Raw genomic sequence first — 14,097 nt, forward strand, 5'->3', positions numbered from 1 at the left:
CCTCGAGGTTCACACGTTGTTGTCAATACAAGGTATACTACGCTATTGCGACGGAAGGTGGCAGCGCCCGCGCCCTTTCTCCGGCCCACAATCTAAGGTAACACCATGAATTTGAAACAAGAGCTCCAGCAACTGAATAACCGGCTGGATAAAGTCCGTCGTAAACTGAATGCCGCCCACGAGCGCGGTGACGTGGCGATGATCGACAAGTTCTTTGAAGAAAGCCAGGCTCTGACCAAACAGATCGACAACGTCAAGAAGACCCAGACCCGTCAAATCAGCCAAAAAGGGAATAAGGTCAGTAACCTGCCTTTTAAACGCGTGCTGACCAAAGAGGAGCAGGCGGACATGGGCAAACTGAAAAAATCGGTCCGTGGACTGGAGGTGGTTCACCCGATGACCGCCCTGGGCCGCGAAATGGGCATCAGCGAAGTCACCGGCTTTGCCCCGAAGAAGTTCTGACCCCAGGCCATCGCCTCCAAACCCACGCCGGCTCAATGCCGGCGTGGTTGTTTCTGAGCCCAGGCCCGTTTTTGAGCCAACAACGCCTGAGGATGCCGTTGGACTTTCGCGCGCCAATGCCACACTCTGAGCCCCTGCCCTGAATCTGTGAGACCCCGCCATGTGGATCGCCTTTACCCTGCTCGCCGCCTTTGCCCAGTCGTGGCGCAATGCCCTGCAGAGCCAGCTCAGCAAAGAGGTCAAGGTCGCTGGCGTCACCCTAGCGCGTTTTCTGTACGCCGGACCGCTGGCGCTGCTGTACCTGGGGACACTGCACCTGTGGCGCCCGGCTCCGTTGCCACAGCTGTCTTTGCCGTTAACCGGCTTCATTGTCGGGGCGGCGGTGATGCAGATAGTGGCAACGGGCCTGATGGTGCGGCTGTTCCAGATGAAGAACTTCTCCGTCGGCGCCGGACTAGCAAAAACCGAAGCCCTGATGGCCGCCATTCTCGGCACCCTGCTGTTTGGTACGCCCCTGTCTGCACTGGGCTGGCTTGGGGTCTGCGTCGGCGCCGTCGCCGTGGTGCTGCTCAGTGGCCGCGGTCACTGGCGCCAGTTGTCGGGGACGACCCTGGTGATCGGCCTGGCCTGTGGTACTGCGTTTGCACTGACTTCACTGTGGATTCGGGAAGCCAGCCTGGTGCTGCCGCTGCCCTTCCCCCACCGTGCCGCCTGGGTGCTGGTACTGGTGATCGGCCTGCAAACCCTATTGCTGCTGGGCTACCTTGGCCTGCGGGACAGGACGACTCTGTTAGCGCTGTGGCAACGCCCCAAAGCCACGTTTCTGGTCAGCCTGTGCAGCTGCATCGGTTCCATTGGCTGGTTTTCCGCCATGGCCCTGAACGCGGTCCCTTACGTCAAGACCCTGGGTCAGATCGAGGTGTTTTTTACTCTGGCCATCGCCGCCTTGTGGCTAAAGCAACGGGTGCAACTGAAAGAAGCGGCCGGGCTGGTGCTGATCGCGGTGGCTGCCATCATCGTCATGTGGAGCTAGGCTGTCGCCGCCCTTACAGCGCCCCTTTCAGCTCCTGAGCCAACCAATCAATAAACTGCTGCACGCCTCCCGAGCGGGCCGGATCAGTCAATGATAACGCCACATACTCGACCCGAGTTTCCACAAAGCCAAAGGGCGCAATCAGGTGGCCCCGCTCCATATCATCCACCACCAGAGAACGCGGCCCTACGGCCAGGCCGAGCCCGGCGACGGCGGCCTGAAGGCTGAAATAGAAGTGATCGAAATAGCGCTCGGACTCCGCCAGCAAGGGTTGGCCGGCCAACGCCTGCCAATCTTCCCAGGCATGAGGTCGGGTACGACTGTGGAGTAAGGTTGTTGCCCCATCACGGTGTCGCAACCAATAGTCGGGGTGGCACACCAAACCGATGCTCTCCCTGCCAAGTGGACTGACCCAATAATCCTGGGGCCACTTAAAGTCAGAGCGCCGAATGGCCAGATCCAGCCCCTGGGCCACCATGTCCACCGGTCCTCCCGCCGTAGAGAGGTGCACATCTGCAACCTGAGACTGCTGATAAAAGCCACTCAGGCGGGGCATCAGCCAACGCATGGCCAACGACGGTTCGCAGGACACCGCCAGGCTGGCGCCTTCCGGCTGCCGCATGCGTTCATTCAGCCCCTGCAACTGGGTCAACATCACCGAAGCATGCTCGGCCAGATAGCGCCCCTTATCGGTCAGAAATACGCGCCGATTCCGACGCTGAAACAGCGCCGCCCCATAGTAGTCTTCCAGCTGTTTTACGGCGCGACTGATGGCCCCATGGGTGAGATTCAACTCCTGAGCAGCCCTGGTAAAACTCTGGTGTTTGGCGGCAGTACAAAATCCGATAAGGGGTGCCAGAGGTGGAAGGTTTCTAAGCGTCATATTCGTGAGATTTATTCACAGTATTTGCGTGTATTATTCGCTTTTATCAGCCGCTTTTCCAGCCAATAATCATCAGCCCAAACCCTACAAGAGACCGACATCATGATCATTGACCCTCAACTGGCCCTGGTGACCGCCATCATCGCCCTGGCCATCATCAGTCCCGGGCCGGATTTCGCCGTCACGGTGCGCAACAGCCTCGCCCAGGGACGAAGCGCCGGCCTGGCCACGGCCGCCGGCATCGCCGCCGGCGTATCGGTGCACATCGGCTATACCGTGATGGGGCTGGGTTACCTGATGTCTCAGGCCATCTGGATGCTGGAGCTGATTCGCTACCTTGGCGCCGGTTACCTGATCTGGCTCGGCATCACCGCCCTATTGAGCCAGCGCCCCGCACATGGCGGCGCCACATCAACCGACGAGTCCGTCTCGATTGCTCACTGGACCATGGCCAAACAGGGGTTTCTGTGCAATGCCCTCAATCCTAAGACCGCCCTGTTCTTCGTGGCGCTCTTTACTCAAGTCGCCGATGCCGAGGCCGGACCGAATCAGCAATTGCTGCTTGGACTGGTTATCGCTCTGGGCCACCTGCTGTGGTTCTCCGCGGTGGCGATGCTGCTGACCACTGCCGGCGCTCAAAAGCGTCTGAGCCGCATCGAGACCGGACTCAATCGTATCATCGGCGTGGCGATGATCGGCCTGGGCACTCGACTGGCCCTGGCCGATTAACCGAGCACGTTCGCGACAACGACGCCAATGCGGCGCCGTTACAGCAACAGTCGCACCTCTACCCGCCGGTTACAGCCCAGCTGGTCATTGTCAGCACGGCTGCACACCGGGCTGCCTTCTCCGTAACCCACGGATTCCAGGTGCAGGTCCGGGCGCACCTGGGCGATAAACTCTGCCACGGCTTTGGAACGGCGCCGGGACAAGCCGAGGTTGTAGTCCGTGCTCCCCAAGCGATCGGCGTGGCCGGCCACGCCGATGCCCAACTGGCCCTCCCGTTCCACCATCACCAGCAACTCCAGCAACGCCTGCTTATGCTCCACCGACAACCGATAGTGATCCAGTGGATAGTGCAGCAACAAGGTCAGCCGCTGCGGATCAAAGGCGCAGGCTTGAGTCAGGGACTGCTGCTCGGTGGACTCGGCCTCCGTCGCCACCGCTGTTACCGTCAGCAACCGGCCACGATCATGATGGCTGAGTTGGTAGGCCGCTCGTTCACGGCTGCTCTGCTTATACAGCGCCTGGCTGTCCATGCAACCAGCTAACGCCGGGGCGGCAGAGACGGCGGCCATCAGCACGCCGACAGCCCAAAAGTGCGTCGATATTGTCATTCCAATCGTCCCGTTTCTTCGTTCAGCATCTGCAAAATGTACTTGTACACGTCCGGCCCCTGACTGGCGTGATAGATGTTGCGTTCACCCACGCAGTTGTAGAAACCGTTACTCTCTTTATCCAACAGAAAGTCCACGCCGATGACCCCGGCCTTGACCGAAATCGCCTCGCCATGGCGACCGGTTTTGCCGCGCATGTTGTCAAACAGTTGTTGGCATAACCCCGCCCCCACCAACATCTTCAGATAGCGGTTGGTTTTAATCCCATTGTAAGTTTTGGTGTTGTCATGGCCGTCGGAGAGCACAATAAACACCTGGTCCGGATTGAGGTTGGTGGCCTCATCGGACACCACCGCCGCCCTCAGCATTCCCTGCCAGGAGTAGGTACCGGCATTGCGGGCATTGGCGGTCATGGTATTGAGCTCTGAGAGGAAGTGGTCGTAATCCTCGGTCAGGGGAATGTCATGAAAGTTCTTTGGGTAGTAATAGCTGTAAGACTGGTAGTAACTGGATGCCGCCGGCTTGTCCTCAAACATATGCGCCACGGTGTCGGTGACGTTGTCGTAGATGTCCATGTTGTACAGCGTCCGCGAACCGCCGACCTTACGCACACTGAAGCGGTTAAAACCGATCAGGGCGATGCGGCTCTTGTCCTGATTGTACTTATTGTACAGCTTAAGCTGATCCACCACCCGCGACAGGGTGTCTTTGACTATGGTGTATTTCTTCTGGCCATCGGTCCAGGTCCAGTTCATCGAGTAACTGAAGTCAACAATCAGGTACACGTCCACCGGCTTAGGCAGGTAGCGCTTGGACAGGGAACCGCCCTTGAGCTCAAACTGCTCTTTGATGCCGATGGAATCAAAACTGAGCCAGCTGTCGTAGCGGGAATGCACCTGCACATCGGTTTGCATCGACGGCGCCAACTCCCCCGCCTCCTGCATACAGCCACTGGCGTAGGTGCAGGCATCCTGACCGACGCTGACACTGAGGGCACCGACGTTGTCCTTGATGTAGAAATCGACAATCTGCTGTGCCAGCTGTTCCGACTGGGTCTGGGTGGCCTCATGCTGGGCCGCCACCGCCAGGCTGGCCACCTCGGCCGCCTCCAGCAGACGCGCATGGGCCAGCATCTGCTGAGCCAGGTGCATGGCAAAGGCAAACAGCATCATCATCACCGGCAGCATGCCGACAAAGACGATCATCGCCGCCCCTCGCTGTCTGGGTAATGCTGAACGTTTCATCAGAACCTCGCGTAGGAGATGGAGCTGGCGACGATGTTAAACGGGTCGCCCTGAGACACACCGATGAGATTAAAATCGGTTCGGTAACACAGCGACACCTGGTAGATTGGCAACTTCCGAGCCTTGGAAGTCAGCGGCGACAATGGATCCATGCCACTGTGATTGATGGAAGCAAAGCCACAGCCCTGCCGGTTGCCACTGCTGCGCACCGCATAGGACGCCGCTGGCGGTGCCGGAATGTACTCCTCCACCACCACCACCAGGGCACTGGCATCAAAACTGGCCATGGATCGCGCCAGGCCGGCGGCGACGATGGCCTCAATGTCACTGACCAGGCTGGCGCACTTGCTGGCGTCATTGCCGTTGGTGCCACACATCTGGCCCTCATCATCGAAGAATTGCCGCCGCTCCGACACCAGGGTCACCGCCGAGAAGGCCGCCCGGTCCAGAGCTCCCTTTTTCGCGACCGCAATCATGTAATTGACCTGCATGGCGAAGAAGCCAGACAGCACCAGCAACACCATCGCCAGCTCAACGGTAAATACCCCTTTGCTGTTAGCCATCGCATCCCCCCCAGTACTTGAACTTACAGCGCTGATACTCCTGCACCGCCACCACCTCGCGGTGCACCCGCAGCTCGGGCAGGTAGACGTTAAACATCGGCTGGTAACGGTAATCCACCTGGTACACCGCCACCGAGGCATTAAGGCCGGAGCTGGAGGCCTGGGCGCAGCTTTGCAGCTCAGCGCCGCCCTGACTGCACTGAGCCAGCGCCGACAGATCGGAGAAATAGACCACCTCTGCCCGTACCGCACCCAACTCCTCACTGCTCATCCACCATTGGATGCCGTTCTCCCGCAACGCCTGCAGCAAGGCATACTCGTAATCCGCCACCACGGTAGAGCTAAGACTCCCCTGTCGTTTGGCGGCATTCACCGCCGTCGCCAACGCATGATCGGTGGCGGCCATGGCGTAGGTCAGGACACAAAACTCCAACCAGGCCAGCACCATCAGGATCAGCAGCGGCAGGCCCAGCGCGGCCTCCACCGCCACGGTTCCCCGCTGACGTTTCACAGCGCGACCTGCTGATGACAGCTGGACTGGGTCACCACAAAGGCACGGGGCTCGCGCACCTGAGCCAGAAACTCGCTGGCCTCGCCGACGGTATCGAAATCACCGACACAGTAGCGATACCTGGCCTGGACTTGCTGTTCAAACAGTGAGCCGTAACGCTGAATAAAGTCGCGGCGCATGCCCCGGCTCAGCGGCCGGTCCCAGGAGGTCACCTGAACGCAGAATCGCTTGTCCTGGCCGTCAGCGGGCACGGCGCAGGCAGCCGGGCCCTCGCCGGACTGAGGCCGCGGCGCGGGTTCAAAAGGTTGAGAGCGTGGCGGCGCCGGGGCGGTGGTCCCTGGGGAACTCGAGGCCGGTGACGGCGGCGACTTGCGCCACAGCACCGGCTGGCTGTCGGCGGGCAGCACCCCGGCCATCAGCGCCTGCAACTGGCGTTTGGCCTGCTGCTCGTCATCGCGGTGACGCAACACCTCCAGCGCCAGCAGCGGCCGCTGCGCCTGAATCGCCGCCACAATCAAATTGGCGCGAATGCCGCCATCCTCCGGGTGGCTGAGGTACAGGGGCTGCAACAATGCCAGCGCCTGCTGCGGGCGCTGCTGCATCAGGTACACCACCGCCTGATTATTCTGCACCTGCAGGTCGCTGGCCCCGAGGCGACGGGCCTCCTCAAACTGGTCGATGGCCTGTTCAAACTGCTGCTGGGCGGCACTGGCCCGCCCCAGCAGCAGCAGGGTCTGCACCGAATCGCCACCGGCCTGGCGATACTGCTGCAACTGCGACTCACACTGCGACCACCGTTGCTGCAGACACTGTATTCGGGCCAGTGCCAGCCGCACCTGTGGTTGCCGTCGCTCCTGCTCGCTGAGCAGGGTGGTGTACAGCTGGGCCGAACGCAGATCCTGCTGATCCAGGTACAGGCTGATCAGCCGCTGTTTATACTCGGGCCGCTGGTTCAAGTTGGCCTTGTAGTGGGCCACCAGGCCAACCTGATTGCCCGACGCCAGCAGCAGCGCTTCCCGGGTCGCCAACGGATCCTCGACAGGGCGACTGGCGCAGCCGACCAGGATCAGGGCCAGAAACAGCCCGGTTACAACGTTATGCATGGCTCCACCTCAGGGTTAACTCATCATTCGGACGATGCCCGGCGCGGCGATCAGCACCACGATGGGCACCATGATGAACAGGATCAGCGGAATCGACATCTTGGCGCCCAACTTGCCGATTTTCTCCTCCAGGTTCATCATGTTGATCTCGCGAATGTCCGTCGCCAAAGACGACAATACCGGCCCCACCGATGAGCCATACTGCAGGCTCTGCACTATGGTCATCACGAAACTCTGAGTTTCACTGGTGGGCACCAGCTCGTAAAATTCATTAATGGCTTTCTCGATGCCGACCACCTTGGAGCGCTCCACCGTCACCCGCACCACCCGGGCCAGGTGCGGATCCACCATCACCAGCTCACCGGCCAGGTGCGCCAACGAGGCTTCGATGGTCATGCCGGTGTGGACACAGACGTTCATCAAGTCCAGCAGGAAGGGCAAACGGCCGCTGATCTGACGAATCAGCCGCTTGGCCCGCATCTCCAGGTACAGATCCGGCACGACCAGAAACCCCACTGCCGACAGGCTGATCAACAACACAAACCGAGTCGAACTCAAATGGCCCCGCAACAGCAGATACAGGGCAACCGCCAGTAGCACCACAAACGGAATGAACTTCAGAAAGTAGTAACTCTGCGCCACCCAACGCGGATAGATGCCGGCGGCATGGAGCTTTTTCTCTACCTCGCCCTGATTGAAACTGAAGGGGGACACCAACCGGTCCCACCACTGGCCTCGCACCGGCTCTGAACCAGCGTTGCCCAGCAGCGAATTGACACTCCAGCGAATGGCAAACCGCTCCCAGACTCGAACCCCGACCCAAGCCAGCAACAGCGCACACAGCAGCGCCACCAGATAGAACCCATAGGGAGGCAGGCCAGTCATCTATTCCACCCCCCGCAAAATCCAGGCGATGCAGGCAAAACCGATCAGTTCACTGATCAGCACGTAGTAGAAGATCGGCTTGCCGCCCTCTTCGAACATCACGAAATGGTAGTTTTCCGGGCTGGTGTACTTGAGGATCAGCAGGAAGATCAGCGGCAGCGCCGCCACAATTTTGGCCGACGCCCGCGCCTCGGAGGTCAGGGCGCTCTTTTTCTTATCCAGGCTGCGGGCATCGAACATCAGCCGGTTGATGCGATTGATCACCTCTTTAAGCTGGCCACCCCGGCTCAGGTTCAGGCGAATGGTGGAGACAAAGAAAAAGTACTCGACATAGGGAAACGACGCACCACTGCGTCGCAGAACGTCATCGGGATCCTCACCAATCAACAGCCGCTCCGACATCAGTTTAAACTCACGGCCCACCTCATTATCCAGCTGCTCCCCCACATACTCGAAGGCGTGCACCACGCTCTGGCCTGCCGACAACGCACCGGAGAGGATGTTGAGGGCATCGGGGAAATCGTCCTGGAACCGCGCTTCGCGACGCCGTTTCAGTTGCAGCACAAACACCACAAATGCCAGCGGATACCCCCAGCCCAACACCGGCATCAGGCTTTGATGCAGCAACATCTCGTTGAGGGCCACCAGCCCCCCGGTGGCAACGCCGGCAAACAGCAGCAACTTGGCTCCAGGCTTGGGAGCCATCAGTTTCAGCAACGCCTGCCAGTGCAGCCGCAACCGGGTCTTCAGGCTGGCATCGAAGCGGGAGGCATCGATCACCATCCGCGCCACCGCCATCGGCTCGCCGCCCCGCTCCAGGCCAATCAACTGGTTGAGCCGGCGCTCACTGCAGCGGCGGCGCCACCACAGCCACAACAAGGCCAGCAGCAACACCACCATGCCCAGGCTGATCATTCAAAGATCTCCCGCAACTCATTCTCCAGCCCAAAGAAGCGAGCCCGCTCATAGATCACCGAGCGGGTGGACAGACCCGGAGTGCGAAAATCGCCCTTGATCCGGTTGCCAGAGAAGCCATCGATGCCGGTCTCAAAACGGAAAATGTCCTCGAGCACCACGCTCTCCCCTTCCAGCCCCACCACCTCGGAGATGTACATCACCTTACGGCTGCCATCGTGCAGGCGCTTAACCTGGACAATGAGGTCGACGGCGCTGACGATGGAACGACGAATGGCAGCCAGTGGCAGGCTGGCGGTGGCCATCATCACCATGCTTTCCACCCGGGCAATGGCATCGCGGGGGCTGTTGGCATGCAGGGTCGACATCGAGCCATCGTGGCCGGTATTCATCGCCTGCAGCATCTCAAACGCTTCGGCGCCGCGGCACTCACCGACGATGATGCGATCCGGGCGCATCCTCAGGGCGTTGATCACCAGTTCACGCGCATCCACGGCGCCGGTGCCCTCGACACTGGCCTGGCGAGTTTCCAGGCGCACAATATGGGGCTGCTGCAGCTGCAGCTCGGCGGCATCCTCGATGGTCACCACCCGCTCCCGCTCGCCAATGAAGGCCGACAACGCGTTCAACAGCGTGGTTTTGCCCGAACCCGTGCCACCGGAGATCAGCACATTGCACTTGCAGTGCGAGGCGATGGACAGCAGTTTGGCCATCTCCATGGTCAGGGCGCCAAACTCCACCAGGTTCTCCATCTTGATCTTCTGCTGCTTAAACTTGCGAATGGAGATGGAGGTGCCGTCGATGGCCAGCGGCGGAATCACGATGTTGACCCGGCTGCCGTCTTCAAGGCGGGCATCGCACAACGGCTTGGCTTCATCGATGCGCCGACCGACGTTGGAGGCGATGCGCTTGGCGATGGTGTTCAGCTGCTTCTCGTTGACGAACTGCACCTCGGAGCGCTCGACCTGACCACCAATCTCGATAAACACATCGTTGGGACCGTTGATCATGATGTCGGAGATGTCGTCGTTCTCCAGCAGTACCTGCAGTGGCCCCAGGCCTTTGAGTTCGGCGAACAATGCCCGCACCAACTCCATGCGCTGAATGTTGGTGACCTGCAACTGACGCTGATCCACCAACAGATCCACCGACAACCGCAACTGCTCCTGCAGCTCCTCGTGGCTGACGTCGGCGATACTGGCGGCGTCGATGGCATCGAAGATCTCATCCCGCAGATCGATGTAGATTTTCTTCAGCACACTCATCGTGACAACCACCTCAGGCCACGACCGCCATACAGCCGCTTACCCGCCAGCTCATCGACGATCACCGCCAGAGTGCGGAGCAACTTGCGTGAACTCCAGAAGCCGTCGCCTTTCTGAATCAAGCCCTTTTCCAGCCCCGGCTCATAGGCCAGCACCAAGGCCGACTCCATCTTAAGCTTGTCGCGAGCGTCGGCCAGTGACAACGCATAATCGCCGTTGGGGCGGGACTGATTGAGGATCACCTGATGCGGCACCTTGTCCAGCTTGCGCTTCATCTGCTGATACGCCCGCAGCGCCGACACCGACGGGTCCAGCACCAGGAAGATGCGGTGATACCGCTCCACAAAGCCCGGATCGTTGATCTCATCAAACAAGGTGGCCGGTACCGAATCGACGATGAAATTGTAATCCTGAGCCAGCTGCCGCGACAGCTCCAGCAGGTTGGCACCGTGAAACCCGACACAGCTGTTGACGCTCTCCAGCATCAGGCTGTCGGCACGGTCGTTGACCCGGTTGAGGTAGGTGCGAGCGATGGAGGCGTCAATCTCTTTGTGGCTGAGGTCGGCACTGTTCTGGCGCACCTTCAGCCCCTCGATCCCCAGGTAAAGATCGCTGCTGATGGCACCGTTATCGTGTTCCACCAGCAAGGTGGGCAAACCGGCCTTGGCCGAAAACAGATGCACCAGGGCACTGCTGACGCAGCTGACACCAACGCCCCCCTTGCACCCCAGAACCAGAATCCGCTTGGCGGTACGGGCCCGCACTCCGGAAGCCGTCGTCCCCGGACGACGAAGCTCACCAATGCAGTGAATCAGGCCATTGAGGTTGCCCTCCCACAACAGGTAACGGGCCCCTTGAGACTCCACCCAATTTTTGAGCCTGATGGAATCCATCAGCCCCAGAATCACCACGTTAATCTGCACATCCAGCTGAGTGGTGTTGGCTTCCACCACCAACCGCAGTTCATCCTCATCGCAATGACGCAGATCCAGCACCAGGTTGCGGCTGCCGTTGTCTTTGTCGGCCCAGCTTCGTATCGACGCCAGCACCGCCTGAGTCAGCGGTTTTCCAAAGCCCTCGATGGCGTAGATTTCAGTGACTTTCTCCAGCAATTCACTGTCGGCAGAGATCACCAGATCCCCGCATTGGCGCACGGTTTTTTTCTCGGTGGCGCCGGCCTTAAAGATACTGCTCAGGTTCATGGTTGCAGCCTCCTTGGCAAGGGGTTAACCAGGGTATGGACCCGGTTGTGCTCCAGCGAACAGCCAAAGCGGTAATCCTGAGCCGATTTGAGGCTGACCACGCCACACTGCTGGCCCTCGATCAACAGGTAGTCGGCGTCGATGGTCAGGGCATCGGTCCCAGTGGACGCCGCTGGCTTCAGGGTCACCGACCGGGGTGACAGGCCCGCATCGATGGCCGCCTGTTTCAGGGCCAGAGCCAGAGGCCGAGCGCCGGGTCCAAAAGTCAGGGTCAACTCCAGACGATCGCTGTGCTGGCGCAACGGGGTCAGAAACGCGTGTGCTCGCTGATGAGCACCGGGTAAGCGTGCCGAAACTATCTGCAACTGGCTTTCCATCTGCCGAACCGTCACCCGGTTGGGCTCCGACATGGGCACCGAACAGCCGCCCAGAAGCAGTACCAGAATCAGTATCATGGGCTTCATCTGAACCCTCCTTCGGTCAACAGCGGTTGCAGGGCCTGGCGCTCAGAGCCATTGAACTCCAGCCCCAGCAAACGCTCGATGTCGCTGCTCCGTTGCATCATCGGCAACCGAATCTGCTCCGGCGAGGTGGGTTGCACCAGGTTGACGGTGGCGACGATGATCAGCTCAGTTTTGCTGTAATCAGACTCGGTTCGGCTGAACAGGCTTCCCAGCACCGGAATGTCTCCCAGCAACGGAACCCGTGACAGCAGCTCGCGCTCCTCGGAGGTCAACAGCCCCGCCAGCACGAAGCTCTGGCCGTCTTTCAGCTGCACCGTGGTGTGGGCGCGGCGGGTTTTCAGGGCCGGAATGTTGGCCAGGGTGCCTTCGTAAGAGTTCTTGGCATCGACGGAGCTGACTTCAGGCATTAACGACAGACGAATGTTGTCCGAGTCCATCACCTTGGCAACGATGTTGAGTTTGATGCCGTACTCCTTGTAGGTAATGGAAACGGTATCATCGGTCCGAACGGCGATGGGGATCTCGCCCCCCACCAGGAAGCTGGCTGACTCACCGGAGATCACCGACAAGTTGGGCTCGGCCAGTACCTGGCCCAGGGTCTCGTCCTTCTTGGCATCGATCACCGAGATGATGTCTTCGGCGGAGAAATCCAGCAGGTAATCCACAAACTGGCCGGTATCGGCGCCGGCGGAGCCATAACTGACCCCCAGCTGGCTAAGCAGGCCACTGGAGACTTCGGCCACGGTCAGCTTGACGTTGATCTGTTCGGTGGCCAGTACCTTGAGATTGTTGATCACACCGCGAAACACGCTGATGCGGCCAAATTCCAGGTTGGCCAACTCATGCCCATTGCTGTCGTTGACCACCACTTCGTTGACCTGCACCTCTTTACTGAGCATCTCCCCAACCAGCTCGTACACCGACTGCTTGACCGTCTCGCTGGAGACCGTGCCTTCGAGCACCACCTGTTCCAGCACGTTACGGATGGTGATTTTTTCATCCGGATAATGGGCCGAGATCAGCTGCTCCAATACCACCGGATTGAGATTGACCACCAGAGTGTGGTTAGCCAGTTCATTGCCGGATTCGTCGTACAGGATGATGGTAGACAGACCAGGACTGACACCAAACACCACCACTCTGGAGTTATCCACCACCTTGTAGTCGGCCACCTTGGCGTTGGACACAAACACCGTATCGATGGCGGTGGTCGATCGCAGCGTCGTGGCTGCCCCCTGATCCAGGTTGAGAGAGCCCGCCAGCACCTGCCAGGACAGCAGGGTGGCAAGGATCGCCATTGTGCACATGTGCCAGCTGAGTCTCATTGTGCCTCCCCGGCCCGCATCTCGCGCACGCCACTTAACCGCTCAATGATGTCGCTGCTTTTCACCGACAGTGTTTTGCCAGTCAGGTGGGATGGCACCAGAGTGATGTCTCCCAGTTTGCCGGCCATCTCCAGATGCAGAATCTGCTCTACCGTCAGGGCAATCAGCAGGCTGGCACTGGATTGTTCCGATTCACCGGCCTCGACCGGAGTGCTGAGCACCTGAATCACCTTGGCGTCATCGACAATCACTCGACTGGTGATGTCCGCCATCTCGGCGTAACCGGCTTCCTTAATGTTATGGGTCGATGAGGTAGTGGACACAAAACTGACGCGATCACCCACGGCAATGGGCACAGTTTCGATTATTTGGTTGTCGTTAGACGAATAGAAATAGGGAACGTACTTATCCCCGATGGACAGAACCAGATAACCGGCGTCTCCTGGGTTGGACACCATTTCCGCCGACAAGAACTGTCCTGATTTGAAATCACCAGCAAACACACTTCCCTTGGTAAGATTCAACGACTTTGCGGTTGGAATGTTTTTACTCAGCACCTCATTTTCATTCAGTGAAAAAAACTCTACCGATGCTGGCGAGATCGATTCCGCTCTCGACACATCGCGGCTTAACCTCGCCACCTCAACCACTTTTATTGGCGATTCCGTCGCATTAAGTTTCGGTGCTGGAGTAATTAACATCCCCTCCAGGGAGAAGATGGTAAACAGTACCACTCCAAATATCATCAAAAAAATTAATAACCTAGTCATGGCATCTACTAAAAAGGAGGGGTGGCCTCCTCTCTGCTCTTATTCGATATTTGGTTCGGCTGCCGGCAGGCTGATTGAATGACCAAGCAGACTGCCGGAACCACCTGTGCCGAAATGATGGTCGGACGATACTTT

At 59.3% G+C, this 14,097-nt stretch carries 17 protein-coding genes; 4 read left to right on the forward strand and 13 right to left on the reverse strand.

The genetic code is table 11. The annotated features are described in order from the left end of the window. The first annotated feature begins 105 nt into the window (after positions 1-105). Both H598_RS0114210 and H598_RS0114215 read left to right on the forward strand, forming a co-directional pair. A complete protein-coding gene (locus H598_RS0114210) occupies positions 106-462 on the forward strand; it encodes a YibL family ribosome-associated protein (protein WP_028113597.1) in 357 nt (118 codons plus the stop codon). A gap of 160 nt (positions 463-622) precedes the next feature. Next, positions 623-1,495 (forward strand): DMT family transporter, encoded by an 873-nt coding sequence (locus H598_RS0114215; RefSeq protein ID WP_028113598.1) that lies wholly within the window; start codon positions 623-625, stop codon positions 1,493-1,495. Between the two features lie 13 nt (positions 1,496-1,508). Here the strand turns inward: H598_RS0114215 and H598_RS0114220 are convergent, their stop codons facing one another. Beyond that, positions 1,509-2,378, reverse strand: a complete 870-nt coding sequence (locus H598_RS0114220) for a LysR substrate-binding domain-containing protein (protein ID WP_051252737.1) — start codon at positions 2,376-2,378, stop codon at positions 1,509-1,511. 102 nt (positions 2,379-2,480) lie between these two features. Here H598_RS0114220 and H598_RS0114225 point away from each other — a divergent pair, with 102 nt between their 5' ends. Continuing rightward, positions 2,481-3,107, forward strand: a complete 627-nt coding sequence (locus H598_RS0114225) for a LysE family transporter (RefSeq protein ID WP_035415943.1) — start codon at positions 2,481-2,483, stop codon at positions 3,105-3,107. A 38-nt stretch (positions 3,108-3,145) separates the two neighbouring features. On the opposite strand, the gene H598_RS25660 is transcribed toward H598_RS0114225, so the two are convergent. From H598_RS25660 to H598_RS24450, 12 genes are read right to left on the reverse strand one after another with little or no spacing between them, the layout of a single operon-like run. After that, complete coding sequence (locus H598_RS25660; protein ID WP_084144477.1) at positions 3,146-3,715, reverse strand: OmpA family protein; 570 nt, start codon at positions 3,713-3,715, stop codon at positions 3,146-3,148. After that, positions 3,712-4,959, reverse strand: a complete 1,248-nt coding sequence (locus tag H598_RS0114235; protein WP_156897058.1) for a TadE/TadG family type IV pilus assembly protein — start codon at positions 4,957-4,959, stop codon at positions 3,712-3,714. Before H598_RS0114235 ends, H598_RS25660 begins: the two co-directional genes overlap by 4 nt. Next, complete coding sequence (tadF, locus tag H598_RS0114240) at positions 4,959-5,522, reverse strand: tight adherence pilus pseudopilin TadF (RefSeq protein ID WP_028113602.1); 564 nt, start codon at positions 5,520-5,522, stop codon at positions 4,959-4,961. The genes H598_RS0114235 and tadF overlap by 1 nt, the downstream gene beginning before the upstream one ends. After that, positions 5,515-6,033, reverse strand: coding sequence for a TadE/TadG family type IV pilus assembly protein (locus H598_RS0114245; protein ID WP_035415944.1), 519 nt, complete (start codon positions 6,031-6,033; stop codon positions 5,515-5,517). The genes tadF and H598_RS0114245 overlap by 8 nt, the downstream gene beginning before the upstream one ends. After that, positions 6,030-7,136: a tetratricopeptide repeat protein gene (locus H598_RS0114250; RefSeq protein ID WP_028113604.1), complete on the reverse strand. Its 1,107-nt coding sequence runs from the start codon at positions 7,134-7,136 to the stop codon at positions 6,030-6,032. The genes H598_RS0114245 and H598_RS0114250 overlap by 4 nt, the downstream gene beginning before the upstream one ends. 15 nt (positions 7,137-7,151) lie before the next feature. Next, complete coding sequence (locus H598_RS0114255; RefSeq protein WP_028113605.1) at positions 7,152-8,021, reverse strand: type II secretion system F family protein; 870 nt, start codon at positions 8,019-8,021, stop codon at positions 7,152-7,154. Beyond that, positions 8,022-8,936 (reverse strand): type II secretion system F family protein, encoded by a 915-nt coding sequence (locus H598_RS0114260; protein ID WP_035415945.1) that lies wholly within the window; start codon positions 8,934-8,936, stop codon positions 8,022-8,024. Continuing rightward, complete coding sequence (locus H598_RS0114265; protein ID WP_028113607.1) at positions 8,933-10,201, reverse strand: TadA family conjugal transfer-associated ATPase; 1,269 nt, start codon at positions 10,199-10,201, stop codon at positions 8,933-8,935. Before H598_RS0114265 ends, H598_RS0114260 begins: the two co-directional genes overlap by 4 nt. Continuing rightward, positions 10,198-11,403, reverse strand: coding sequence for a CpaE/TadZ family protein (locus H598_RS0114270; protein WP_028113608.1), 1,206 nt, complete (start codon positions 11,401-11,403; stop codon positions 10,198-10,200). The genes H598_RS0114265 and H598_RS0114270 overlap by 4 nt, the downstream gene beginning before the upstream one ends. Then, positions 11,400-11,867 carry a hypothetical protein gene (locus tag H598_RS24445; protein WP_035415946.1) on the reverse strand — a complete coding sequence of 156 codons (468 nt, stop codon included), beginning with the start codon at positions 11,865-11,867 and terminating at the stop codon, positions 11,400-11,402. Before H598_RS24445 ends, H598_RS0114270 begins: the two co-directional genes overlap by 4 nt. Further along, positions 11,864-13,192 carry a type II and III secretion system protein family protein gene (locus H598_RS0114280; protein ID WP_211227304.1) on the reverse strand — a complete coding sequence of 443 codons (1,329 nt, stop codon included), beginning with the start codon at positions 13,190-13,192 and terminating at the stop codon, positions 11,864-11,866. Before H598_RS0114280 ends, H598_RS24445 begins: the two co-directional genes overlap by 4 nt. Next, entirely contained in the window at positions 13,189-13,662 is a 474-nt protein-coding gene (locus tag H598_RS24450; RefSeq protein WP_156897059.1) for a hypothetical protein, read from the reverse strand. The genes H598_RS0114280 and H598_RS24450 overlap by 4 nt, the downstream gene beginning before the upstream one ends. Here H598_RS24450 and H598_RS26600 point away from each other — a divergent pair. Continuing rightward, positions 13,640-14,044 (forward strand): hypothetical protein, encoded by a 405-nt coding sequence (locus tag H598_RS26600; RefSeq protein ID WP_156897060.1) that lies wholly within the window; start codon positions 13,640-13,642, stop codon positions 14,042-14,044. The two genes, H598_RS24450 and H598_RS26600, sit on opposite strands and share 23 nt — an antisense overlap. Positions 14,045-14,097: the final 53 nt, after the last annotated feature.

Origin of the sequence: Ferrimonas kyonanensis DSM 18153, assembly GCF_000425405.1 — a bacterium.
Taxonomy (GTDB): Bacteria; Pseudomonadota; Gammaproteobacteria; order Enterobacterales; family Shewanellaceae; genus Ferrimonas; species Ferrimonas kyonanensis.

Bases quoted from the DNA above. Each gene is read 5' to 3' on its own strand.
- H598_RS0114210 (WP_028113597.1), top strand. From the start codon at position 106: ATGAATTTGAAACAAGAGCTCCAGCAACTGAATAACCGGCTGGATAAA.
- H598_RS0114215 (WP_028113598.1), top strand. From the start codon at position 623: ATGTGGATCGCCTTTACCCTGCTCGCCGCCTTTGCCCAGTCGTGGCGC.
- H598_RS0114220 (WP_051252737.1), bottom strand. From the start codon at position 2,378: ATGACGCTTAGAAACCTTCCACCTCTGGCACCCCTTATCGGATTTTGT.
- H598_RS0114225 (WP_035415943.1), top strand. From the start codon at position 2,481: ATGATCATTGACCCTCAACTGGCCCTGGTGACCGCCATCATCGCCCTG.
- H598_RS25660 (WP_084144477.1), bottom strand. From the start codon at position 3,715: ATGACAATATCGACGCACTTTTGGGCTGTCGGCGTGCTGATGGCCGCC.
- H598_RS0114235 (WP_156897058.1), bottom strand. From the start codon at position 4,959: ATGAAACGTTCAGCATTACCCAGACAGCGAGGGGCGGCGATGATCGTC.
- tadF (WP_028113602.1), bottom strand. From the start codon at position 5,522: ATGGCTAACAGCAAAGGGGTATTTACCGTTGAGCTGGCGATGGTGTTG.
- H598_RS0114250 (WP_028113604.1), bottom strand. From the start codon at position 7,136: ATGCATAACGTTGTAACCGGGCTGTTTCTGGCCCTGATCCTGGTCGGC.
- H598_RS0114255 (WP_028113605.1), bottom strand. From the start codon at position 8,021: ATGACTGGCCTGCCTCCCTATGGGTTCTATCTGGTGGCGCTGCTGTGT.
- H598_RS0114260 (WP_035415945.1), bottom strand. From the start codon at position 8,936: ATGATCAGCCTGGGCATGGTGGTGTTGCTGCTGGCCTTGTTGTGGCTG.
- H598_RS0114265 (WP_028113607.1), bottom strand. From the start codon at position 10,201: ATGAGTGTGCTGAAGAAAATCTACATCGATCTGCGGGATGAGATCTTC.
- H598_RS0114270 (WP_028113608.1), bottom strand. From the start codon at position 11,403: ATGAACCTGAGCAGTATCTTTAAGGCCGGCGCCACCGAGAAAAAAACC.
- H598_RS24445 (WP_035415946.1), bottom strand. From the start codon at position 11,867: ATGAAGCCCATGATACTGATTCTGGTACTGCTTCTGGGCGGCTGTTCG.
- H598_RS0114280 (WP_211227304.1), bottom strand. From the start codon at position 13,192: ATGAGACTCAGCTGGCACATGTGCACAATGGCGATCCTTGCCACCCTG.